This is a genomic window from Coxiella-like endosymbiont of Rhipicephalus sanguineus, from assembly GCF_018687865.1.
In genome coordinates this window covers 1-24150 of the sequence record NZ_NIQB01000060.1, presented here as the reverse complement: position 1 = coordinate 24150, position 24150 = coordinate 1, and the positions used below count along the sequence as shown (strand labels likewise).

Below are 24150 nucleotides of genomic sequence, written 5' to 3'. Positions count from 1 at the left end.
AAACGAGATAACAGAAATGCTTCGGAATTCATGTTGGCTTCAGAAAGTATTGCTTTAGATGCATTGGGCTTTGAACTGTTGGGTGATGTTGGTCCTGGTGAGGTTATTTATTTTAATCGAGAAGAATAAATTAACCGAGAGCAATGTGCTAAAACGGTTAGTCATTCACCTTGTATTTTTGAGTTGTATTTTTGAGTATATTTATTTAGTGCGCCTCGATTCTATTATGGATAATATACCTGTATATCAGGCGTGGGCCGGGATGGATTAAAAGCTTGGCTAAAAAGATTTTACGAGAGCAGCTGGATCATGATATTGATGTGATAATTCCAATTCTTGACACGAGTCGTAATGCCACCCATGCTCTTTAGCCCAGGTTTTAAAAATTCCTTATTCGGAAGGGTTTATAAAAAATCACTATATTTAGCGAACCTTTATTATGCCGGGTCAAGCTATGTGTCCAGAGTTCAATACGTTTAAAATTAAATGCAATTAGAGCTGAGTTTGCCAATAAAATTGTTTTATTGGTGGATGATTCGATAGTAAGAGGAACAACTTCAAAAGAAATCATTCAAATGGAGCGCGATGTAGGAGCAAAAAAAGTTTACTTTGCTTCGGCGGCCCCTGAAATTCGTTATCCTAATGTGTATGGAATTGATATGCCTACAGTTGCAGAATTAATCGCACACGAAAAATTGGTTGATGACGTCCGAAAATCAATTGGTGCAGATTGGTTAATATATCAAGATCTTCCAGATGTTTATTGGACGGTGAACGATATGGTAATATCAGGAGAGCCAAAAATTGAACGATTCGAAGATTCTGTTTTTACTCGCGACTTACATTTCTGGTAAAATTATTAGAGCCTATTTGGATGAATTAGCTGAATTACGTAATGATACCGCTAAAGCAAAAAAATAGCGAAAAAAACGAATTGTTAGCGAATAAGAAGTTATGAATGAATTACTATGAGAACCATTTTTTACATTTTAATATTAGTGATTCTTGTTTTTGTGTTTAGTGTATTTATTAAACGTCACGATTACACTCGCAAAGAAGATTCTTGTTTGCATGTTTGAAAAACCTTATTGTCAAAAACTCCGAAACCTGCTGACATTTATATTGCTCAATGTACTCTCTTCGGTGATTATATTTCGAAGCAATGCAATCAGAGTACTGGGGAATGCTGGTGTGTTACTTTGCGAGGGAAAGAAATTCTTAATAGCCGAACGCCACTTGAGAAAACTCCTGATCAGTGTCGGTTAAATTGGGTTTGCGAATTGTATCGTAGAATGCAATAAAAGGATGATTTATAAAAATTTAAGTTATTGTAGCTAATGCTAGTAAAGTAAAAATATTTCCTATCAACAGGTTTAAATTCCTCACGGGAAAAGAGCATTTAGAACCCATTAAGGAATATACCCATCCTGAAAGCCGGAAACCTTATACGGAATTGACTTCTGATAGATTGAGGTGGTTTCATCCAAAAAGTAGGGGAAGCAGTAGCTTTGTGAAACCTACCGACCCGAAAAATATGAAGCTGAAATTTTTGCTCCGGAAATAACGAATAAAATAGAGGCCAGTCGAACAGCTGGTTTATTTCACCGCTTGATTTTGGTCGTCCCTCTGGCGTTTTATGGTCTTCTTAATAAATCCCTTAGTGAACCTTTAGAATGGTATGATTGCTTATGTTATTGAGAAAGATTATACTAGAGACTTAGATAAAGAATTAGAAAAGCACCTAAAACAGCAAATTTGTTAATTTTCACTTATTTGATGAAGCGAATACTCTTTCTTATCCAGACTTTCATTGATTTTCAAAAATAACTAAAATATTGTCATGTTAAATCTATGTATTTCTATTACACCTATGATGAATTGCCCATGATGAATTGCACTGATCGACATTACCGAATGTTAATGCGTCAGATTTCGGGTTATGTTCGCGTATAGCTTATAAACAAGGTTACGATGAAGTTAATTTGAATGTAGGTTGTCCCAGAAACCGAGTAACAGCAGGTCGGTTTACGGCGTCCTTATTTAAGAGAAGCTAATTTAGTAGCAGATTGTGTATCTGCTATGCAAGCAGAAGTCCACAAGATTCCCGTCTCGATTAAAACTCGAATAGAGGTAGATGATTGTGGTGAGCGCTGGTTGTCGTATTTTTATTATCCATGCTCGTAAAGCTTAGTTAAAAGGATTAAGTCTAGCCGAAAATCGAACTATCCCTCTCCATTGTGCTATCCCATGGTTTACTGCATTAAGCGGGATTTTCTGGAGTTAGAGGTGGTTATTAACGGAGGTATCAAAACTATCGAAGCCATCAATTGTCATTTGGGCCACGTTGATTGGGTGATGATTGGCCGAGAAGACTACGCTAACCCTTTAGTGTTTGCTCCGATCATTTGTATTTCAATGAAGAACAAAAAAAGAAAAATCCCAAAAAATATATTATTTCGTTATTTATCTTATGTAGCCCGGCAATTAGTTGTTGGACTGCCCTTTATATTTGTTTGATGGTACGCCATTTGAATGGTTTATTTCATGGACAACCAGGCGCTAAGAAATGACGACGGCTGAAAATACTTGGTTAAAGGTAATATGGAAAAGACATTCGCTGCCATTGAAGACGTTTTTCAGTTTGTAAGTCAATAGCCCAAAAGAATTATTTTTTTGCCTTTTCGGTATTGGCTGCTTCGCGTTTAGCGTATTTCTTGCGGAACCGTTCAACGCGACCTGCTGTATCAATAATTTTCTGTTGTCCGGTATAAAAGGGGTGGCATTCAGAACATATTTCCAGGTGAAAATCTTGCTCCAAAGTCGATCCTATAGAAAAGGTATTCCCGCAACTGCAGGTGACTTTAACTTCTTGATAGTTTGGATGAATTTCTTTTTTCATATTCTTTTCTCTGCAACTGAGGGTCGCACTATAACCTAACTTAAACGGGATGGCAAGAGAAGTTTTGCTTTCTTTATAGGAATTTCTCATCTTTCCGTGGAGTAGCTTGTTTGGAATAAAAGATAAAAATAGTAATCTGATATCATGCAAGAGATCGCCAGAAAGGACAATTTTCGGTATCTGCCATGGATAATTTGCGCTTTCATTAGGTCTTTTCTATTTTTATGCTTATCTTCTCCGAGTTATCCTCAGTGTAATAACTTCGCAACTTTTAGTTGCTTATCGATTAAACGCCACCTCATTTCGTAGTTTAGAAGCGGCTTATTATTATACTTATATTTCTATGCAGATTTTAGTATTTTAGTAGGGGTTTTGTTGGATCGTTTTAATTCCCGAATTGTTTTGGCTATAGCCTAGTAGGTATAATTTGGGGACTTATTTATTTCTGAATTTTGATAGTTTGGAAATCGCTTATATAGGTTGGCTTTTAGTAGGCTTTTAGTAGGTTTTGGATGGGCTTTTGCTTTTGTTGTAGCGCTAAAAATTGCTTGTATTGGACTTCCTGCTAATCAATTTGCTTTTATTATTTGGGACTACATCCTTGGATGCATTAGGAGGGGTTCTGGGGGACATCTTGTTGACTAGATTAGTAAATTACTAGGGATGGTGACTTGCCAACCATTCCTGTGGATATTAGTGGCTATTATTAGGACTCTTTTAAGTCTTTTGTTGTTCTTAATAGGAAACAGAAATTCTGTTGTTTCTCATAAAGTTTAAGAAGAAAAAGTATTAGTGTCTAGTTTTCGTGAAGGATTACAAGGATTATGGGAATTACTTCATAAACGTCAAGTTTGGATTAATTGTATAATTGAATTGGTTGTTTCTTATTTATTCTTCTTGCAGGCTTTCCCGATTCGTGGGGGTCTTATTTAATTGGCTAGTTATCATTTACTGAAACCCGCTGCTGCCGGAACGGTTTTACTTATTTATTTAGGTTGGTTTGCGGGAGCTTCTTTTGTAGGATTAATCTCTGACGGAATCAAATCTAGGCGATTGCCTTTGAGAGTACGAGCTACATTTTAAGTGATATTATTATCCGTTATTTTATATGTGCCTAATTTAAGCTATCACTCGCTGCTTTTAGCGTTATTTTTTTTCAGATTATTTGCCAGCATGCAAGTTATTGTATTTTCAGTAAGTTGTGAATTAAATCCTCCACCCTTAACAGTGACAGCCTGCCTTAACTAACATAACATGATAGCAGCCTTTTGTGGTGTTTCCATCTCCTTGGTGAGATGGTTATTAAATTCATTCTGGCGCCATATTCATCATGTCTCTATCTATTCCTCGCATTACCAATTGGATTTTGCTATATTGCTTTTCAGCCTAATTATTGCTGTATTTTTAACTTTTTATTTAGAAGATACAAATTGTCGGCGCGTTGCTGGTTCTGAGCTCGTAGATCAAGATGCTTTTATTTGAATTCGCAAAGCGTGAATATCCGTTTTCATTAAATCATCCAAGGCTTCATAAATCATTTGATGAGATTTGACGGGACTTTTATTTTTAAAAGCTTTCGCTACGATAGAAATAGCGAAATGTCCTTTACCTTCTTTAGCGCCGACATGACTCACGTGATAATGACTTTCGTCGTGTACGGTTAATTTTTCTGGATGAAAAACCTTTATAAGTCGTTCTTGAATGTGAGCAATACGATCTTCTTGAAGGGACATAGGCTTAATAATTATGGCATAATTTTTTAAAAGGGTAGACGATTACTCGAGAATAAACATTTGCGGTAACATAAGGATCCGCTGCGGCCCATTCTTTGGCTGCACTAAGATTGGCAAATTCCGCGACAATCAAAGAACCTTTAATTTCAATATTAAGCAGAGGGCCCACCAGAAAAAGACGATTTTGTCCTCGAAGTTCCTCTAATCGCTGTAAATGTGTGGGTCGAACGCTCCGCCGGCGTTCGAAGCTGTCTTCTTGATTTTTACAATAGATTGGCATAATACATAATTAACTATGAGAGTTGATTTTTGATTGCGAATGACGCGCAATGTAAAAAGCTTGCCCTAAAATAAAAACTAGCATAAGTCCTAAGATTCTAAAGGTTCCAAATAGTTTAAAATTCACCCAAGCATTGGTGTCATAATCATATACCACCACAAGATTTAAAATTCCTAAGAAAAGAAAAAATAAGGCCCAACTCAAATTTAATCGAGACCATATTTTACTGGGTAACTCAATTTTTTCTTTAAGCAGATGCATCAGGGTGTGTTTTCCAATAAAATCACTACCTAGTAAAACCACCGCGAATATCGAATAAACAATGGTGGGTTTCCATTTGATAAAAATGGCTTTGTGGAAAATGAGAGTAAAGGTTCCCAATAATAAAATGAAAATTAGGGTAATAACATGAAATTTTTCAAGACGACGAAAGCCCAGCCAATAAGTACCAACTTGTAAAATGGACGCAATCATAGCTACAGCAGTAGTGGTGTAAATTCCCCAGAGCTTATAGGCAATGGAAAAGCAAATAATTGGAAAGTAATCGAAAAGGAAACGCATTAAAAATTAGTCTTTTCTGCTTTGCTAAAATCAATAATATACTATTATTAATCTATGTCGACAATCCGAATACATCCTGACAATCCACAGTCCCGCTTAATTAGGCAGGCGGTGGCCACTCTCGAGGGAGGCGGAGTGATTATTTATCCCACTAATTCGGGCTATGCATTGGGATGTGGTTTGAGGAATAAATCCGGAGTAGATCGGGTACGTCGTTTAGGACAGCTGAATGAAGTTCATCTTTTTACCTTACTTTGTCGTGATCTTTCTGATATTGCCAATTATGCTCGCATCGATAACCCTACCTTCCGATTTTTAAAAGCTCATACGCCAGGTTCTTATACCTTTATTCTACTAGTTACGCGAGAAATACCGCGTCAGATGTTACATCCCAAACGAAAAACAATTGGTATCTGAGTGCCAGGACATCCCATTGCCCAGACTTTATTGCAGGTTTTCAAAAACCTTTAATGAGTGTCACGCTTACTTCTTCTCAAGGCTGGCCGTTTCCCAACGTAGTAGAATTAGAAGAAAAATTAGTCGATCAGGTGAATTTGATCATTGACAGAGGATTAACCAGCATAGATCCTTCCACTGTAGTAGATCTTACTGGGGAGATGCTCAAGGTGATTTGCGAAGGCAGGGGTGACACGAGTGAAATTTAATTTCTATGACAGCTGACTTTACCTTAATCAAGCCTATCGTCGATGCGGTTTTTTCTTATTTTTCCTTGGGATCTTTCTTTGGTGAGTCTCTACCTGTATCTCTAGGAAGGATTAATGAGGGGTATGGTAGCTAAAAAACGAAGCCGGTTTATATGCTTTTTTATATGCTTTAAAACTTGTATCCTATGAAAGCGTTTATTACTAGGAAACATAAAAAATGCTAAAAATTTTCAAAACGCGGGTTTATCTCGCCATTACTGCTCATCCTAAAGGAATTTACCAATGCGGTCCTTATTATTTCTAATTATTTAAAATGCGGTCCTTATTATTTCTAATTATTTAACTGGATAAACAGAAAAAATAGCTCCTTATAAAATTTCTCCATAACAAGCAGAAATTATCAGAACTTTATTAGACTATTTTTATGCAAACACTTTGCAACCTTCACAATTAAATTTGGCTGCATTAAATAGATTCTTTTTATAATTCTCGTTACGACAAAAACCTTTGGATACGCACCATACGGGGGAGGCTACTTTTCTCAGAATAAGGGAGCACGACCAATTTGTAATTCTTAGCGCCATTGTTAATGAGAGCGGCCGAAACAGGAAGCGCGGCATTACAACGATTATCTTTTCATATTATTAGTCATCGAGATATAAGCCCTAATAATGTTATTTAGAAGACGATGACAGAACTTATCATTTATTGATTGACGAATTAGCAGGACTTATTCACCCTACCATTGAATTGATTGGTATGGCTTTTGATTGGAGTGTCATTCGCCCAAGCCAAATTGACGATCATCGTTACCAGCGGGGTAATTCAGGGATACTTACATTCAGGTGGCGTTTAAAACTAAATAATTTTAGTTTTTGAGGCTTTGATGAGAGTTTGGTTGAATTAGCTTCTTTAATAACTTAGAACAATTTATCAAAGGGGAAGATCCTGAGGTAGCGGAACGCAAGGCAGTTTCATACGTTATTGACTTTTAGGAAAGTTTATAACAATCAAGAAAAATGGCTAAGTTTCCTAAAGTAGTAGTGCTTTTGGCTCTTGCCAATACGTATCTTGGGAGTCATCTACCATCTCAACTCAACATAAGGTATTATGCTTAGTAGCATTTAAGAAATACGAATTAGTATGGAAAATCAAGAAGTTGTTAATTTAGTGGCCGACTATGAAATAAAGGTGTCTGGCCAGCGATTAGTGAAGTTGCCAGAAGACTTATATATTTCTCCCGATGCGCTTCATGTATTTCTCGAGGCTTTTGAGGGCCCTCTTGACTTACTTCTTTATTTGATAAAGAAACACAATATCGATATTTTAGATATACCTATTGCAGAAATTACTCGACAATATATGCAATTTGTAGATCTTATGCGTGAAATAAAAATTGAACTGGCAGCCGAGTATTTAGTAATGGCAGCCATGCTTGCTGAAATCAAATCACGGCTTTTACTGCCTCGTTCGACGATGGAGGAAGAGGAAAGCGATCCTCGAGCAGAGCTGGTTTGTTGTTTGCAAGAGTATGAGCGTTATAGAAAGGCAGCTTATGATTTGGATGCGTTACCTCGAATAGAGCGGGACACGTTTATTGCCGACGCTGCAGCTCCTCCGATGAATGTTACTAAAGTATATCCGGTGGTAGAATTGTCAGAGCTTCTTCGAGCTTTAAATGACGTATTACAGACAGCTTCTTTATATCAATCGCATTCTATTACCCGTGAACTTTTATCTATTCGCGAAAGGATGTCGCTCGTTTTGTTGGAAATTCGTAAGGAAAGTTTTATAAGTTTCACGGAATTATTTAGTTTTGAAGAAGGCCGGATTGGCGTTGTCGTTACTTTGATTGCTATTTTAGAATTAATCCGTCAATCTGTAATTGAATTGGTCCAAGCTGAACCATTCGGCTTATTCATATTCGCGCCAGAGGATAGGTGAAATGAGTGAAGTGAATCGTAAATACATTTTAGAAGCGGCGTTGTTTGCTTCGCCAGAGCCATTAACTTTGGAGCGACTGCAACAATTATTTAAGGAACAGGATAGACCTTCATCTGCCGAAATTAAAAATTTATTATCCAAACTCAGCGAAGATTACGAAAAGCGTGGTGTGGAGTTGTGTGAAGTGGCCAGCGGTTATCGATTCCAGGTAAAATCAAATTTTGCTCCTTGGTTGCAGCGGTTATGGGAAAAAAACCACCTCGATATTCACGAGCTTTATTAGAAACTCTCGCTTTAGTTGCCTACCGCCAACCTATTTCGCGAGGAGAAATTGAAGAAATCCGCGGCGTAACAGTGAGTTCGGACATTATGAAAAAATTATTGGATCGTGAGTGGATTAAAGTAGAAGGTTATCGGGACGTCCCAGGAAAACCAGCTCTCTATGTAACCACAAAAGCTTTTTAGATTATTTTAATTTAAAAAAGATAACTGATCTACCTCCTTTAGAGGAGGTGCTGGATTTAGAAGAAAAGGGTGCTCAATTAGCAGAACAATTAGCATTGTCAGTTATACTTTCTCCTAAAGAAGAGGATAAAGAAGAAAATAGCGAAGACCTTCGCCTTTCCCAAGAAGGGGTGGGTTAATTTTTATGACGGAACGTATTCAAAAAGTTCTAGCACGAGCGGGCTACGGTTCACGACGTAAAATCGAAAAACTTATTGAAGCAGGACGCATTCAAATTAATAATCACACTGCAAAATTGGGCAATCGACTCTCTCCAGATGATGTTGTTTATATTGATGGCAAACTATATCAAATAAGTCCCACTGAGGAAGTGCGAGTTTTACTTTATCACAAGCCGTTAGGGGAAGTATGTACCCGCAAGGATCCCGAGGGTCGACCCACAGTGTTTGAGGCATTACCGCGACTGTTCAGCGGACGCTGGATCAATGTCGGGCGCTAGATATAAATACTTCGGGATTATTGCTTTTTACCAACGATGGCGACTTTGAAAACCGTTTAATGCATCCTTCATCCAAGATTGAGCGCGAATATGCCGTACGGATTATGGGTGAGGTTGATGCTGACACGACAAAACGCTTGGCCCATGGAGTGAAATTAGAAGATGGAAAAGCACGCTTTGAAGATATCGTGGATGTGGGCAGGAATGGAAAGAATCATTGGTTCCATGTGGTTGTGGTAGAGGGACGCAACCGATTGGTACGCCGATTGTGGGAATCCCAAGGAGTTAAAGTCAGTCGCCTTATCCGCGTTCGTTTAGGTTCGCTTGTATTACCTAAATCTTTACGCCGGGGCGAATGGAAGGAGTTAGAACCTTCCAAAATTGCAGCCTTACAAAATGTCCTTAAAATCTCTAGCTAATTTTTCAGTATTTAATTTATTTAAAAAAACAGCGAATAATCTGACCATGCACTTAATGTTGATAAATCTTTAAATTGATAAGGAATGTATTTAGGAAAGGTTAATAATCCTTCTTCTGCTATCTTGCTCAATAAATGAATGCTTTGTAAATCTGTTTTTTCTACAAATAAAAGCGGAAGTCGTGGTGGATCGACGTTCTGAATGGAAAGACGAATATAATTGAAAATTTAAAACAAATCCTTTAGAATAAGAATAAGTCTTTAGTGAAAGGACCTTGATCAGGTGTGTTTCCTCGAAAACAGAACCATGTTAAACCGTGTTATTATAACTTTTCCTTTTCGTTATGGCCTTTTTCGCCGTATTGATAGCGACAATATGATTGATTATTCTCCAGATTCGTTCAGGATAAGAGGAAAAAGTAAATATCTCAATTAGAACTCTAAATAGTAAATATCTAAATATCTCTTATCTAAATATCTCTAAAATTCCCAAACCTTCTTGAAAGGGCAGATACTGATGGAGGTCCTTTAGTTAAAAGGTGCAAACCGTTTGCTCGAGTTCATTCAGAGTTGTACCCAAATGTACTCACCCTTCGTAAACCTCGTAAAGTTGCAGAACGCGTTCGCTAAATTTTAGATCCTTACGTAATTTAGTTGTATCAGTGCCAACAGCAGCATCAGCGATAATATCGTCAGCTGAGTGACATCACGATATTCTCGGTAACGGGGTTGGATCAAGGTGCTGACAACATTATTATATTTGCCTGATTCATGTTTAATGCAAAGTTCTATGTCATAAAATTCTTGTAATTTTTGATCGGGATCAAAAACGAATTTATTTTTTTGATAATAATCCAAATCAACTGCGGGTAATTTTTTAAATTTGTGTTTAAAGAAATCTTTTTTTGACAGTGTAGCTCCATTTGACTGCATCTAGAATGCGAATAGGATTTTGGGCAGCAACAATGAGGTTCGATAATTCGTGGATCTTATTTTTAGCGGATGGTCTCGGTTTGCCGTCATTTATGTTGTTACTGTCTCCTCTAATAAGCGACTTAAGAGTGGACTCAAAGCAATTATGAAAAGTAGATTAAAAAATTGAGTAAATTCTGCGTTAATTTTAAAGCCAAGCAAGCGGGTATTCATATTACGATCAGCGAATAACATTAAAGAAGAAAAGGTTTGATTGTAGAGAGCCAAAAAGCCAATACAAATGGCAATTAAGATAAGGCTTGCCGTCATTTTATTTCGTTGTGCACGTTTCTCTTTGAGAAGGAAATAAACTACGGCAAGGAAGATTAAAAAAGTACCAATAACTACAATCGTGTTAGTTGAAGCCGGGAAATCAAAACAAAGTTTAATAAGAGCAACACTCGCTATAATTCCTAAACATAATGCGGTGTTAAATTTGATTTTAGCTGAGAAGCTGTTAAGAGGGCTTTGTGTAGGAAGAGCGCGATTACCTAAACGTTTACGCTCAATGAGGGAGGTAATCATACCAATAACCATGCCCAATACAGCGAATAGAAAACCAGCATGTCAGCCGTAGTAATGAACTACTGCACCGATGAAAATGGGAGAAATAAGTGAACCCACATTAATTCCCATGTAAAAGAGAGTAAAACCCCCATCTCACGAGGATCGTCCGTTCTATAAAGGGTTCCCACAATAACAATACTAGATACATTGGGTTTAAAAAGACTATTAGCCACAACCAGTAAAGCCAATCCAATAAAAAAAACCTGCTGGCTTGGGAGTACTGTGAGCAGATAGCCGAGTATAAATAAGCAGCTGCCCCATAAAATGGTTTTTTGGAAACCAAATACAATAAGTCAGCGTGTTAATCTGTAAAGTGCAAGGATTGTACTAAATAAAGAATGATGATAGTGATTACTGTATAGAAGCCAAATCGTTCCCATAACTCGGTAAAGAATAAAAGATAGAGGCCTTTCGGATGTTTTTCTGTCATTGGGTTACTCGAGAGGAAGCCAAAGTAATAATGATCCCATAGAAGAGGCTATGGATCAATTTTAGCCTCTATCCGAAAAGAGGGATTAGCGTGAAATTTAATTCTCTCTTTCAAAATCCGCGATTTTGTTAGGTTTGAGCAGTGTACGCCGTAAGCCGGGCAAGCAAAATCCACGGGTAATAATTTTCCATGTTACCATCCAGGTGATTTTTAGAGTATCAATCAGTGGCTTATAATGGCTCGGGCGAGAATTTTTGGGGTAATGAGAATGGATCGGAATGGAGATGGGTAGATAGCCTCGACGACTGGCTTGAATCAATATTTCGCTTTCAAAAGCAAACCGTTGAGAACGTAGCCTACGCAGGCATTGATAGAGAAAATCACAAGGGTAGAGACGATAACCCGATTGGGTATCGATAATACGATGTCCAGCAGCCCAGGAGATGAAGAAATCAGCAATCAGGTTCGCACGTCGCCGCGCTTTAGGAGCGCTTTCCGCATCATAGGTTCGCGCACCGATGATAATATGGTTGGGGTATTCCTCCATTGCTTGAATAAATTTAGGAATGTCATGAGGATCATGTTGGGTATCAGCGTCCATGCAAATAGCGGCACGGACATTTAATTCTTGGAGATGACGAAAACTGCGCATTAAGCTGGCACCTTTACCTTGATTGGTGGTGTTTCTAAGAAGTGCTACGGGCAAATTTTCCAATTGCATTACCGTTTGATCTGTGCTCCCATCATCAACTATAATAACTTTATCAGTAAAAGAAAAAACAGATTCAACAATAGTACGAATACTGGCTTCTTCATTATAAGCAGGAATAATAATAGCAATATTGGGATAAGGATGTTTCATGATTTTTGTCGAAGTTCAATTAAATAATAAAGAATGTCCAAGGCTTGTTTGGGTGTCAGATTGTCGGGGTTAATTTTATTTATTTCCATTAGCAGAGAATTTTCAGATAAAAAGAGTTCGTTTTGTTGTGGCATTAAATACTTTTCTCCTCGGGTTGAATTTTCAAGTTCTTCTAGTTTTTGACGCGCTTGATGAATGACAGTTCGAGGAACTCCAGCCAATTGAGCAACATGCAACCCATAACTTTTATTGGCAGGACCCTCCTTGAGAGCATGTAAGAAAACAATTTTTTCTTGATGTTCCACGGCATCCAAATGGACGTTTCTGACTGCGGGAAATATTTCAGCTAGTCCGGTTAATTCAAAATAATGTGTAGCGAATAAAGTGAAAGCTTTTAATTGCGTAGCTATATAAGAGGCACATGCATAAGCGAGCGAAAGACCATCGAATGTACTTGTGCCTCGCCCCACTTCGTCCATCAATACTAAGCTTCGCTCAGTAGCATTATGCAAAATAGTCGCCGTTTCCGTCATTTCGACCATGAAGGTCGATCGTCCACTAGCGAGATCATCTGCAGCACCAATGCGTGTAAAAATGCGATCGATTGGGCCCACACGACAACTTTTTGCAGGTACAAAGCTGCCGATATAAGCGAGTAACACAATCAAAGCAGTTTGTCGCATATAAGTAGACTTGCCACCCATATTTGGACCAGTAATTATTAACATTCGCCTTTTGTCATCAAGGCAGGTATCGTTTGGTATAAATGGATCGGGCATTACATTTTCCACCACAGGATGGCGACCTGCTTCAATATGAATGACGGGCTCATCATAAAATTGTGGAGCGCAATAATTAAGAGTATCCGCACGTTCTGCTAAATTATTTAATACATCCAATTCGGTAATGGCCATTGCACATTGTTGTAACGGAATTAATTTTTCAATTAACACATCCAATAATTGCTCATAAAGTTCTTTTTCTCGAGCTAACGCTCGAGAGCGACTACTCAAAACCTTGTCTTCAAAATTTTTTAATTCGGGGGTTATATATCGCTCCACATTTTTTAATGTTTGCCGGCGAATATATTCAGGAGGTACTTCTTTTGCTTGTGCCCGTGAAATTTCAATGTAATATCCGTAAATTCGATTATAACCCACTTTTAGCGTGTTTATTTTTGTCCGCTCGCGTTCGTGTTGTTCTAAGTCTAATAAGAATTGATGAGTACTTCTGTTTAGATTGCGAAGCTTGTCTAAAGCTGAATCAAAACCTTGCGCAATGACGTTCCCATCGCGAATGACAACTGGAGGATTTTCTACTATTGCGTCTTGCAATAATTGAAATAAATCATCGAAATGACCCAGTCTATTTTTAATTTGTTGTAATAATTCACTTGCCGATAAGAAAATTAATTGCTGATGTAAAGTCGGTATTAAACTTAACGCCTGCCGTAATTGCATTAAATCTCGAGGCCGTACTGAACGTAAAGCTACTCGGGCGATGATTCTTTCTAGGTCCCCAATAGGACGTATATTTTCCCACAGTTCAGCATAAAATTTTTTTCTCAAAATAAGTGTGATCGCGCTTTGTCTTTTTTGCAATAGAGCTTGATCACGTAGGGGACGATTTATCCATCGTCGCAATAATCGACGGCCCATTGGAGTTGCTGTTCGGTCTAACACCCAAGCAAGGGAATGAATTTCTTCACTCTGCAAGTTGTTAATTAATTCAAGATTACGACGCGTGCTTGCGTCCATGAGAATAGATTCTTCATTTTGTTCAGCTTGAATGGAGTGAATATGGGGTAAAGCCGTTCTTTGGGTATATTTTGCATACTGCAATAAACAACCGGCGGCGCCAATGGCAACGGGCAAATGCGTGACCCCAAAACCATCCAATCCTTGAGTTTGAAATTGTTGACACAAGAGCGTTGTTGCGGTGTCACAATCAAATTCCCAGGGAGGATGACGTTTGACCTCTACTTTAAGTGATTTAATCTGCATTTCTTCATTAATTAATAATTCAGCAGGAGAAATACGTTCAATTTCTGCAAGAAGTTCAGTTTCGGTAGCAACCTCTTGAATTAAAAATCGACCGCTGGTGATATCCAGGGTAGCAATGCCGAAAATGTTTTTTCTTTGGTGGACCACCATTAGAGTATTATCTCGATGTTCCTCTAGTAAAATTTCGTCACTCGCGGTACCTGGAGTAATAATTCGGGTTACTTCGCGAGTCACAGGTCCTTTAGTGGTAGTTGGATCACCAATTTGTTCGCAAATAACTACTGATTCGCCAAGACGAATTAATTTAGTTAAATAATTGTCTACGGAATGATAAGGAACCCCGGCCATGGGAATAGTTTGGCCCCCGGACTGACCGCGAGTGGTTAAAGTAATATTTAATAATTTAGCGGCTCTTTGAGCATCCTCATAAAATAATTCGTAAAAATCACCCATGCGATAAAAGACTAAAAGATCTGGATATTCCTTTTTGATCCGCAAATATTGCTGCATCATTGGGGTATGTTGGCTGAAATCTTCTTGATAAGGGTGTGCTTTTATTCGAGTGTCCATCTCCCTGAAAGCTTAGTAAAATCACTGGTGATACTCAAGAGGTATTGTTATGATTTATTAAATTCTCCAGTCTATCTTCACCATGGAGCCACAGTGGATGTTAATAGTTATCCTTTAAGCCGTCAACTCGGATTAATTTTAAAAGAAAAAGGAATGAAATTAGCAGTGACAGAATCTTGCACAGGGGGTGGATTTTGTCGAGTAATTACGCGTGTTCCAGGAAGTTCTTCTTGGTTTGAACGTGGATTTATTACCTACAGTGACAGCGCAAAAGAAGAACTTTTGGAAATAGACCCACAATTAATAAAACGGGAAGGCGCGGTTAGTGAAACAGTAGCACGGGAAATGGCTGTAGGAGCTTTGAAACGAAGTCATGCTGATATCGCTTTGAGTATTACCGGTATTGCGGGGCCTAGTGGAGGAATCCCTGATAAACCTGTAGGGACCGTTTGGTTTGGAATTGCAAAAAAACCGGCGAAGTAGAATGTTACAAAGCTCATTTTGAAAGCGGACGCAAACACGTTCGGGATTCGGCAATTGCTTATGGATTAAAATGTTTGCTTAAATCTGTTACCGGTTAAAGGATACGGTATACCTAAGCGATTTGATTTATTTATGGAATAATATTTGCACAATTTTTTGTGAGAAAATTCTATATTTGTGGTGTAATTGTTTTAAATCGATTTTTAAATCGATTATTAAGGAGCAAGAATGGATGATCGTAATAAAGCATTAAGCGCTGCCTTGTCCCAAATTGAGCGCCAATTTGGCAAGGGCTCAGTTATGCGGCTGGGTGATGCTGGTATTATTAAAGATATCGATGTAATTTCCACAGGCTCACTGGGTTTGGATATTGCATTGGGCGTAGGCGGCTTGCCTCGAGGACGTATAATAGAAATATATGGTCCAGAGGCTTCCGGAAAAACGACTTTAACACTTCAAACGATCGCCTCTTGTCAACGAATGGGTGGTACAGCCGCCTTTGTAGACGCTGAACATGCTCTAGATGCAGTCTACGCTCAAAAATTGGGTGTTAATGTTGACGATCTATTGATATCGCAACCCGATACTGGAGAGCAAGCCTTAGAAATCACCGATATGCTAGTTCGCTCCGCTGCTGTTGATGTCGTGGTGGTCGATTCAGTGGCTGCTTTAACGCCCAAGGCCGAAATTGAAGGAGATATGGGTGATTCTCATATGGGACTCCAGGCCCGGTTAATGTCACAAGCATTGCGTAAACTTACCGCTAACATCAAGAAATCCAATACATTGGTAATATTTATTAATCAAATACGAATTAAAATTGGTGTCATGTTTGGTAGTCCCGAAACTACTACAGGTGGAAACGCACTAAAATTTTATTCTTCAGTGCGATTGGATATTCGTCGTATTGGATCGATTAAAAAGGGTGAAGAAATTATGGGTAGTGAAACGCGAGTCAAAGTGGTCAAAAACAAAGTAGCACCGCCGTTTCGTCAAGTGGAATTTGATATTTTATATGGGCTGGGTATTCGCGCGAAAGCGAATTAATTGAGCTTGGTGTTAAAAATGAACTTATCGAAAAAGCAGGTGCTTGGTACAGCTATAATGGTGAGCGCATTGGGCAAGGGAAAGAAAATGTTCGCCAATTTTTAATGGAAAACTTGGAAGTTGTAAAAGAAATTGAAACTCGTTTACGAGAAAAATTATTGTCGAAGCAAAAAAGTGGAGAAAAAACAGCTGAAGAAACTGCCGTGATAGAATGATGGAACTTCGTGAACGCACTATTGTTTTATTGGCAAGACGCGAGCATTCCCAGCTAGAATTAAAGCAAAAACTTCTAAATAAGGGTTATAAACTTTCAGAAGTGGAAACTTTGATAATATCATTAGCTGTTGAGGGTCTTCAAAGTGATGAGCGATACACTGAAGTTTATGTGCGTTAACGTATCGCTGCAGGGTTTGGTCCTCATCGTATCATAGCGGAACTTAAACATCGAGGAATAACAGATTCATTGGTCCGCCAATATCTTCCTCATGATGAAATGTTTTGGTGGGAAGTGCTGTCTCAGTTTTGCAAAAAAATATCAGGAGCAAGATAACTAAGAAGAGTTCTGCTCGGTTGGTCCGCTTTTTAATGGAACGAGGTTTTGATTCAGAACACATCTATCGTTGGATACAAAAATGTCAAATTACATGAATAGCAATCAATTACGTCAAATTTTTATTGAATATTTTAAAAAACTAGATCATGAAGTTGTTTCAAGTAGTTCATTAGTTAATGAAAATGACCCGACTCTTTTATTTACGAATTCCGGGATGGTCCAATTCAAAGATGTATTTTTAGGCATTGATAGGTGTCCTTATCAGCGTGCTGTTTCTATACAGAAGTGCATGCGAGCTGGAGGGAAGCACAACGATTTGGAAAATGTGGGGTATACGTCCCGCCATCATACTTTTTTTGAAATGCTTGGGAATTTTAGTTTTGGAGATTATTTTAAACGGGAAGCGATTGACTATGCCTGGCGCTTTTTAACGGAAGTTCTAGAGTTACCAAAAGAGCGTTTGTGGGTTACCGTCTTTCGAAATGATCCTGAAAGTCAAGCCATTTGGCTTAAAGAAATGAAAATTGATCCCCAGCGTTTTTCTCGATGCGGCGAAAAAGAGAATTTTTGGCAGATGGGAGATAGCGGACCTTGCGGTCCTTGCACAGAAATATTTTACGATCACGGGCCCACCGTAGCCGGAGGACCACCGGGAAGTCCCGACGCGGATGGGGATCGTTATGTGGAGATTTGGAATTTAGTATTTATTGAATATAACAGAGACTTATCTGGTAAATTGCATCTTTTAGCCAAACCTTCTGTTGATACTGGGATGGGGCTTGAGCGTATTGCGGCAGTGATGCAGGGCGTTCATGACAATTACGATATTGAATTATTCCAATATCTTTTAAAGACCTTAGGATCGTTGATTGGTAATCAGGATTTTCGCAATATCTCCATGCGAGTAATTGTGGACCATATTCGTTCGGCTGCTTTTCTTATTGCGGATGGTGTTATTCCCTCTAACGAAGGAAGGGGGTATGTTTTGCGTCGTATTATTCGTCGCGCCGTGCGCCATGGTTATAAACTGGGACAACAGGAGACCTTTTTTTATCAGTTAGTAACTCCCTTAACAAAAGTGATGAGGGATGCTTATCCCGAACCTTATAGAACTCAGCCTATTATTGAACAAGTTATTTGTCAGGAAGAAATTCAATTTTCCCGAACATTATCAAAAGGTCTTAAGATTTTAGATCAAGAAATGGGCGAGTTGTCTCATCGAGAAATTCCTGGCGAGATGATTTTTCAATTATATGACACTTACGGTTTTCCTCCGGACTTAACGGCGGATATTGCTAGAGAACGTAATTTTACCATGGATTATGCTGGGTTTAATAAGGCAATGGAGCGCCAACGAGAACAATCTCAACAAGCCCAACAATTTACTCTTGATCATACTCAAAAAGTACACATCAGCGGTAAAACCGAATTTATTGGTTATGAGACTTTAAATGCAGAAGCTTCTGTAACTGTGCTTTTGGAAGATAATAAGCCGGTAACTGTCTTAAATGAAGGAAGAAAAGGAGTGGTTGTACTTGATCGAACTCCTTTTTATGCTGAATCCGGTGGGCAAGTGGGAGACCGGGGTTATTTATTTTTTAAATTTGGGAAATTCCGTGTTAAGGATACCAAAAAACAGGGGGTTGTTTATTTGCATATAGGTGAAATAGTCAAAGGAACTTTGCATGTCAAAGACAAAGTGCAAGCAAAGGTGGATAGTTCACGTTTCGATATTATGCGAAATCACTCAGCCACCCACTTGTTGCATGAAGCTTTGCGGCGGATATTGGGTAATCATGTCATGCAGAAGGGTTCTCTTGTAGAAGCTAAGCATTTGAGATTTGATTTTTCCCACCCGCGTCCCATGATCCGGCAAGAATTACAAGCTGTAGAAAAATTAGTAAATCAGCAAATTCAAGCTAATTTGACTTCTAATGTCAATGTCATGACACCTGAGGAGGCAAAAGAATTTGGAGCGTTAGCCCTTTTCGGTGAACGATATAGAGAAAGAGTTCGTGTTTTAAAAATGGGTGATTTTTCTACTGAAATTTGTGGTGGCACTCATACCAAACGGACCGGAGAAATTGGTTTATTCAAAATTGTTTCTGAATCAGCCTGTGCTGCGGGTATTCGTCGTATTGAAGCGGTTACTGGCCAGGTAGCGCTATCTTATATTGAAACCGAAGAAGAGGAGTTAGAAAATTTAAGTAATTTATTAAAAACAAATAAGGACAAATTGATTTTAAAGCTGAATCAAGTTTTAGAAGAAAATCGTAATAGAGAAAAAGAGTTAATAAAATTAAAACGACAGATGGCCTCACAGCAGCTTTCGTATTTGATAAATGAGGCAGTCGATATTCAAGGGGTAAAGGTTTTAACGTCAAAAGTAGAAGCCGTAGATCACGATACCTTACGTGCTATGGTTGATGAATTAAAGCAAAAACTTAGAAAAGCGGCTATCGTACTCGCTATAGTAGAAAAGGACCGAGTCCAGCTGATCTCTGGGGTTACAAAAAATTCCTTAGATTATTTTAATGCCACAGAATTATTAATGTCTGTGGCTGTACAAGTCGGAGGAAGAGGCGGGGGTCGTCCTGACATGGCTCAAGGAGGAGGAGATTCTCCAGAGCGATTAAATGAAGCTCTGGACTCGGTATACGAATGGGTAAAAGAGAAATTAACAGCAACAGCTGAACATTAAAACATTAACAAGGATCTTCTTGGGAACTGCTAAAATTAAATTGGAGTCATCGACGTGGCATTAATCGTTCAAAAATTTGGGGGCGGTTCTGTTGCAGACATTAATAGAATACAGAACGCTGCTCGTATTGTTTCGGAAGCGCGTCAACAAGGGCATGCAGTGGTTGTAGTCGTTTCTGCAATGTACGGTGAAACAAACCGGTTGATTAAACTAGCCCGTTCCATTTCTGAGACCAATTTGCGGGAGTATGATGCATTAATATCAACGGGTGAGCAAATGTCGGCTGCTCTGCTTAGCATGGCATTAGAGACCCGAAATTGTCCCGCCCATTCTTATACCGCTGCGCAAATCCGTTTACGGACTACTAACGAACACCAAAAAGCTCGAATTATTGATATTGATCCTCAGATTTTATTGGCCGATTTAAAAGAAGGGCGTACGCCGGTGGTGGCTGGATTCCAAGGAATTAGTGAAATTGGTGAGATTACTACCTTAGGCCGAGGAGGCTCTGATCTTACCGCGGTTGCTTTAGCTGCCGCTTTGCAAGCGGACGAGTGTCAAATTTTTACTGATGTCGATGGAGTTTATACCAGTGATCCTAAGGTCGTTCCTGCTGCGAGGCGAATTTCGAAGATCACTTTCGACGAAGTAATGGAAATGTCCAGCTTAGGTGCTAAAGTACTTCAAAATCGATCTCTCGAATTTGCGGGGAAATATCAGGTCCCTATTCGCGTATTGTCCAGTCTACGAAAAGGACTAGGAACTTTAATTACTTACGAACGGGATTGTATTGAACAGCCGCTTGTATCAGGCATTGCTTTTGAAAGACGTCAAGCGAAACTGACCCTCCAAGGGATTCCAGAAAGGCCTGGATTAGCTAGCTACATTCTTGGGCCTATTGGGAAGGCAGATATTGAAGTGGACATGATCGTTCAGAATGTCCCCACCGTGGATATGAAGATCGATTTTAGCTTCACTTTGCAGCGGGATGATTATGTAAAAGCTTATCCTATCATGCAAACAGTAGCAGAAGAGCTCGGTGCCTGGACCGTACTTGGTAATAGCGAGGTTGCCAAGATCTCTTTAGTAGGTGTTGGGATGCGTTCCCATGCAGGTATCGCCTCCCAAATGTTTAGTGCCCTAGGGCAGGAAGGGATTCATATCCACTTAATAACTGCTACTGAGATCAAAATTTCCGCTGTTATTGATGAGAAGTACCTGGAAGTGGGCGCCCGGACACTTCATTCAGCCTTTAACCTCGATTGTAAGTTAAAAAGTTATTGATTTATCAGTGAATTATGATATTATCTTAAAGTCTTTTGAAAACTGGAGAGCTTAAGGCTCTCGATTGTACTAAAATTAAAGATAGGGAGGTTTCGCCCCAAAGGCTTGCAGGTAAGGATTCCTCCAAAGAAGGAGAGGAAGATGTTAATATTAACGAGACGTATTAGTGAATCGGTGATTATCGGAGACGATGTCAAGATGACTATTCTTGGTGTGAAAGGCAACCAAGTTCGCATTGGGATTGAAGCACCGAAAGAGGTTTCTGTTCACCGCGAAGAAATTTATGAGCGAATTCAACAGGAAAAACTAACGAAGCTACAAGGCGAAGTTGACACTGAAAAGACTTCTGAATCTGAGTAATTTATACCCCGCAGCTGGTGAGAGGTATATCTTGGATTTTTTCCGTTCCGTCTTTCATCTTGTTTTATTTCACAGGCTTTTTGTTTTTCTATCCGTTGAATTCTTCATTCAAATCTTAAATTTTAAGAGTGAGAAAATAACTCGTTTTATTTCTGTTGAGAGGAGTGTTATTATGCTTGCCTCGTAGAGTCTGGAGAGTCGACCCGAAAATTATTGACCTTGCACCCCACGAAGGTTCCAGGTAAAAGGCAATTAATGGAGAGATGGCCGAGTTGGCTGAAGGCGCTCCCCTGCTAAGGGAGTATGGGGCGAAAGCTCCATCGAGGGTTCGAATCCCTCTCTCTCCGCCAATTTAATCAATTGATTGGAACAGGTCTTTGATTATCAGTTCGATTGCTTGCAAAGCGTAACCCTACTCATACTCATAGTGCATTTTAACGATCAGTTTATCTCTTTTACTTTTTTCAGAAATAATTTCTCTAAAGAGGAATAGAGGAAAACATTAAAAGAAGCCAAACTAGTACCACTCTCAAGGGATCTTGGCATTTGGCTGCATCGGTTAAGAGGACTTTTTTAATACCAGTTTTAACCAACGCCTAAGCATGTCAATGAATTTATTTGAAAAACTACTCAATATTAACACCTCATTTTCTCAGTAAAAATACCTGGTTTTAGATACCGTTCAAACTGAAACCCCTGTAAATAACGAGGATTCTAATAAAGATAAAGAACAAAAATCGGGAAAGCCGGGATCTGTGTTCAAAGTTTAATTAATTTAGGCCTAGAAAGGTCAGTCAAATTCTGTTATTTTCATTTTAATGGTTAGACATTAGTCTTCTAAAGACTAATGTCTTTAGAAGACTTTCAGATAAATATTTTGAGCTTTTCCGTTGTCGTCATCCCGAGCGTAGCGAGGGATCTTGTGAGAGGATGGAGATCCCTCACCCATTAAATTATCATCGCTGAACAAAAAAGCGTGTCGTCCTGGAGAAAGGCGAGTCTCAAAATAAAACCCTGATTGAAAATGGCGGTTGACAAGCTGTTGTAATTCTTTAAGTTCATCTTCTCTTCCCGGCAACATAAAAGTCCTCAAATTGCCGTGCATGATTAATGTAAAGATTTTGTTTTTTAGTGACTGCAAAAAAAACAATAATTGCTTACTAAATGATGTTTTTCCTAGCCGTTGGTAACTTCTCCATATATTTCGCTTTGGATTAGCCTAAGCATTTTTCCATGTTATATTTTTCTATTTCATATAGGCGTAAAAAATGTGATCATAAGGGATTGGGCATTTCTCTCATGATTATTTGCAAGCGGCTCCTGATTCACGTAGTCATCGGTGGCATTAATTCATGCCTGGGCTTGGAGGGATAGATGTTCATAAAGGTGACTCACAAATAATCTTATATTTTTTCACTAGCATTAAAATTATCATCATGACGGATGTCGATAAACAGATTATCTCTATGAAAATGATTAATAAATAATCTACCCGTCGTATTTATTATTCCTTCATGAATTAGTGCCTGAAGCACTATATAATACCACTTGGAATTAAAATTATCTTAAAGATACTTATTATTTTTTATTTGTTTGATTATTAAGATTGTTACTCTAACTATTTATTTTTATTAAATTTTTTCCTCTGCTTCCAAATAGAGAGGGATTACTGTTCACTTCTAAAAGTAATTCATCAAAATATTCATAAAAGAAGGCAGAGGGTAAGGATAGGTATGAATTTTTAATTTTCATAACTAAGTTTTTATACCTTCATCATTCTTTAATTTAACATGAAGAGAGCCAATCCAATTAATTTTATTTTTAGATTGAATACTTAACCAAAGAAATCCAAATTACCTTTTTCTTGAGTCGAAATTTTTTGGGGATTAGGATGTTGTTTGCTAAAGCATAATAACCATAATAATCAGATAGCCCCATAAAGTTCATTTTCTTAATTAAGTAATGGTGATAATATAATGTATTTCAATAATTTTTTTCAAGCCTCAGAAGACCTTTGAAATAGCTTTTAATATTGTGTCCAAGTGAGAAATATGAATTTTTAAATTTTGAAGTTTAATAAGTAGCCCAGTTGCTTTTAACAATTTATAAAGCCATCGAAATGCAGAAGAGTTAGAGCAAATGCGTTAATAATAAATGTAAAACCAAATAGGTATAACAAAATTTTGTTGAGAATAGTTTTCATTTTTTAACAGTAATTATTATTTTTCTAGAATAGGTAACTTTAATTTAATTTTCAAGATTAGGAGGATAGTTTTTTCTAAAAAGAATATCAAAATCAGATTCTAAGCAAGGAAATGTTAGAAATGTTATAATTCTTAATTAAAGTACTTTTTCTTTGAAGAATTTAAAGTTAAAAAAGTTAAAAGATTTTACAAATTCATTAAATTCTGCAGGAGTTAAATGTTTTTGACCTCGTTTTTGATATTCTGTAATAAGTTTATTAAAAGAAGCCAGAGGTATTGAGAGTTAATGCTTCATTTAAATTAACAGAAATTAGCTGTTGTTTCCCAATTAGTTGATTTAATTGTTGTTTAAAAGTTGCGATAGCCTGACAACAGCTGGTCGCAGGCCGCTAAATCAGTATACGCGTTTAGATGGTGGGGATTGTATTTCGCCAGTTCTAAAAAAAATCATAGAGCGTGAGGTTGAATTCCGTAAATTAAAGAATCGTCTTTCATAGAGACCTCGGCAATTCCGCCGTTACAACGATCGCCGCTGATGAGCGAGTGGATTATGAGGTTATTGCCTTGACGACGAACTTGACTGAGAGTTGAAAAAAATACCACTACCTCCATTACTATTAAGCAAATAAACAATAAATTATGCAGGCTTT

The 24150-nt window shown here is 38.2% G+C and carries 21 protein-coding genes, 1 tRNA gene and 9 pseudogenes; 21 read left to right on the top strand and 10 right to left on the bottom strand.

Annotation, left to right across the window (positions count from 1 at the left end; translation table 11 throughout):
• Positions 1-524: 524 nt before the first annotated feature.
• The 5 genes and pseudogenes from B1F79_RS03620 (at position 525) to B1F79_RS03605 (ending at position 2517) form a co-directional block, all read left to right on the top strand.
• Positions 525-854 carry an amidophosphoribosyltransferase gene (locus B1F79_RS03620; protein WP_251366027.1) on the top strand — a complete coding sequence of 110 codons (330 nt, stop codon included), beginning with the start codon at positions 525-527 and terminating at the stop codon, positions 852-854.
• Positions 855-968: 114 nt separating this feature from the next.
• Positions 969-1301 (top strand): annotated as a pseudogene (locus tag B1F79_RS06595) (thyroglobulin type-1 repeat-containing protein).
• Between the two features lie 26 nt (positions 1302-1327).
• Positions 1328-1698 (top strand): annotated as a pseudogene (locus tag B1F79_RS06940) (host attachment protein).
• Between the two features lie 284 nt (positions 1699-1982).
• On the top strand, positions 1983-2054 hold the full coding sequence (locus B1F79_RS06935) for a hypothetical protein (RefSeq protein WP_372443131.1): 72 nt from the start codon (positions 1983-1985) through the stop codon (positions 2052-2054).
• Positions 2055-2079: 25 nt separating this feature from the next.
• Positions 2080-2517, top strand: a pseudogene (locus tag B1F79_RS03605) (tRNA-dihydrouridine synthase).
• Positions 2518-2665: 148 nt separating this feature from the next.
• Here B1F79_RS03605 and rpmE read toward each other — a convergent pair.
• Positions 2666-2899, bottom strand: a complete 234-nt coding sequence (gene rpmE / locus B1F79_RS03600; protein ID WP_251366025.1) for a 50S ribosomal protein L31 — start codon at positions 2897-2899, stop codon at positions 2666-2668.
• A gap of 480 nt (positions 2900-3379) precedes the next feature.
• Between rpmE and B1F79_RS03595 the strand changes: the two genes are divergently transcribed.
• Both B1F79_RS03595 and B1F79_RS03590 read left to right on the top strand, forming a co-directional pair.
• Positions 3380-3544 (top strand): hypothetical protein, encoded by a 165-nt coding sequence (locus tag B1F79_RS03595; RefSeq protein ID WP_251366024.1) that lies wholly within the window; start codon positions 3380-3382, stop codon positions 3542-3544.
• 147 nt (positions 3545-3691) lie between these two features.
• The gene (locus tag B1F79_RS03590; RefSeq protein ID WP_251366023.1) at positions 3692-3832 is read left to right on the top strand and encodes a hypothetical protein; all 141 of its coding nucleotides are present in this window, start codon (positions 3692-3694) and stop codon (positions 3830-3832) included.
• Positions 3833-4362: 530 nt separating this feature from the next.
• On the opposite strand, the gene B1F79_RS03585 is transcribed toward B1F79_RS03590, so the two are convergent.
• Genes B1F79_RS03585 through B1F79_RS03575 form a run of 3 tightly spaced genes read right to left on the bottom strand, consistent with a single transcriptional unit; the run spans position 4363 to position 5473 of the window.
• The gene (locus B1F79_RS03585; protein WP_251366022.1) at positions 4363-4632 is read right to left on the bottom strand and encodes a BolA family protein; all 270 of its coding nucleotides are present in this window, start codon (positions 4630-4632) and stop codon (positions 4363-4365) included.
• A 4-nt stretch (positions 4633-4636) separates the two neighbouring features.
• The gene (locus B1F79_RS03580; protein ID WP_251366021.1) at positions 4637-4912 is read right to left on the bottom strand and encodes a YciI family protein; all 276 of its coding nucleotides are present in this window, start codon (positions 4910-4912) and stop codon (positions 4637-4639) included.
• A gap of 9 nt (positions 4913-4921) precedes the next feature.
• Positions 4922-5473, bottom strand: a complete 552-nt coding sequence (locus tag B1F79_RS03575) for a septation protein A (RefSeq protein ID WP_251366020.1) — start codon at positions 5471-5473, stop codon at positions 4922-4924.
• Between the two features lie 111 nt (positions 5474-5584).
• Between B1F79_RS03575 and B1F79_RS03570 the strand changes: the two genes are divergently transcribed.
• The 6 genes and pseudogenes from B1F79_RS03570 (at position 5585) to rluB (ending at position 9465) form a co-directional block, all read left to right on the top strand.
• Positions 5585-5890: a Sua5/YciO/YrdC/YwlC family protein gene (locus B1F79_RS03570; RefSeq protein ID WP_251366019.1), complete on the top strand. Its 306-nt coding sequence runs from the start codon at positions 5585-5587 to the stop codon at positions 5888-5890.
• Between the two features lie 53 nt (positions 5891-5943).
• Complete coding sequence (locus B1F79_RS03565; protein ID WP_251366018.1) at positions 5944-6138, top strand: hypothetical protein; 195 nt, start codon at positions 5944-5946, stop codon at positions 6136-6138.
• Positions 6139-6846: 708 nt separating this feature from the next.
• Entirely contained in the window at positions 6847-7017 is a 171-nt protein-coding gene (locus B1F79_RS03560) for a hypothetical protein (protein ID WP_251366017.1), read from the top strand.
• A gap of 264 nt (positions 7018-7281) precedes the next feature.
• A pseudogene (locus B1F79_RS03555) lies at positions 7282-8078 on the top strand (segregation and condensation protein A).
• Between the two features lie 5 nt (positions 8079-8083).
• Positions 8084-8726, top strand: a pseudogene (gene scpB / locus B1F79_RS03550) (SMC-Scp complex subunit ScpB).
• Positions 8727-8731: 5 nt separating this feature from the next.
• Positions 8732-9465, top strand: a pseudogene (rluB, locus tag B1F79_RS03545) (23S rRNA pseudouridine(2605) synthase RluB).
• 20 nt (positions 9466-9485) lie between these two features.
• On the opposite strand, the gene B1F79_RS03540 reads toward rluB, so the two are convergent.
• The 4 genes and pseudogenes from B1F79_RS03540 to mutS form a co-directional block, all read right to left on the bottom strand.
• Positions 9486-9668, bottom strand: coding sequence for a tyrosine/phenylalanine carboxypeptidase domain-containing protein (locus B1F79_RS03540; protein WP_251366030.1), 183 nt, complete (start codon positions 9666-9668; stop codon positions 9486-9488).
• 819 nt (positions 9669-10487) lie between these two features.
• Positions 10488-11233, bottom strand: a pseudogene (locus B1F79_RS03525) (oligopeptide:H+ symporter).
• Positions 11234-11530: 297 nt separating this feature from the next.
• A complete protein-coding gene (locus B1F79_RS03520) occupies positions 11531-12295 on the bottom strand; it encodes a glycosyltransferase family 2 protein (protein ID WP_251366016.1) in 765 nt (254 codons plus the stop codon).
• Positions 12292-14868: a DNA mismatch repair protein MutS gene (gene mutS, locus B1F79_RS03515; RefSeq protein ID WP_504739180.1), complete on the bottom strand. Its 2577-nt coding sequence runs from the start codon at positions 14866-14868 to the stop codon at positions 12292-12294. Before mutS ends, B1F79_RS03520 begins: the two co-directional genes overlap by 4 nt.
• Positions 14869-14895: 27 nt before the next feature.
• Here mutS and B1F79_RS03510 point away from each other — a divergent pair, with 27 nt between their 5' ends.
• The 8 genes and pseudogenes from B1F79_RS03510 (at position 14896) to B1F79_RS03475 (ending at position 21646) form a co-directional block, all read left to right on the top strand.
• Positions 14896-15351, top strand: a complete 456-nt coding sequence (locus B1F79_RS03510; RefSeq protein ID WP_251366015.1) for a CinA family protein — start codon at positions 14896-14898, stop codon at positions 15349-15351.
• Between the two features lie 228 nt (positions 15352-15579).
• Positions 15580-16613: pseudogene (gene recA / locus B1F79_RS03505) on the top strand (recombinase RecA).
• Positions 16610-16792 (top strand): regulatory protein RecX, encoded by a 183-nt coding sequence (locus B1F79_RS03500; RefSeq protein ID WP_251366014.1) that lies wholly within the window; start codon positions 16610-16612, stop codon positions 16790-16792. Before recA ends, B1F79_RS03500 begins: the two are co-directional and overlap by 4 nt.
• A gap of 107 nt (positions 16793-16899) precedes the next feature.
• The gene (locus B1F79_RS06930) at positions 16900-17046 is read left to right on the top strand and encodes a regulatory protein RecX (protein ID WP_251366013.1); all 147 of its coding nucleotides are present in this window, start codon (positions 16900-16902) and stop codon (positions 17044-17046) included.
• Positions 17043-19652 carry an alanine--tRNA ligase gene (gene alaS / locus B1F79_RS03490; protein ID WP_251366028.1) on the top strand — a complete coding sequence of 870 codons (2610 nt, stop codon included), beginning with the start codon at positions 17043-17045 and terminating at the stop codon, positions 19650-19652. The genes B1F79_RS06930 and alaS overlap by 4 nt, the downstream gene beginning before the upstream one ends.
• A 54-nt stretch (positions 19653-19706) precedes the next feature.
• A complete protein-coding gene (locus B1F79_RS03485; RefSeq protein ID WP_251366012.1) occupies positions 19707-20936 on the top strand; it encodes an aspartate kinase in 1230 nt (409 codons plus the stop codon).
• Between the two features lie 141 nt (positions 20937-21077).
• Complete coding sequence (gene csrA / locus B1F79_RS03480) at positions 21078-21296, top strand: carbon storage regulator CsrA (protein WP_251366011.1); 219 nt, start codon at positions 21078-21080, stop codon at positions 21294-21296.
• Positions 21297-21553: 257 nt separating this feature from the next.
• A tRNA-Ser gene (locus tag B1F79_RS03475) sits at positions 21554-21646 on the top strand.
• Positions 21647-22149: 503 nt separating this feature from the next.
• Here B1F79_RS03475 and B1F79_RS03470 read toward each other — a convergent pair.
• Together B1F79_RS03470 and B1F79_RS03465 are read right to left on the bottom strand one after the other, a co-directional pair.
• Positions 22150-22374: a hypothetical protein gene (locus B1F79_RS03470; RefSeq protein WP_251366010.1), complete on the bottom strand. Its 225-nt coding sequence runs from the start codon at positions 22372-22374 to the stop codon at positions 22150-22152.
• Positions 22375-23947: 1573 nt separating this feature from the next.
• A pseudogene (locus B1F79_RS03465) lies at positions 23948-24150 on the bottom strand (hypothetical protein); the annotation flags it as partial.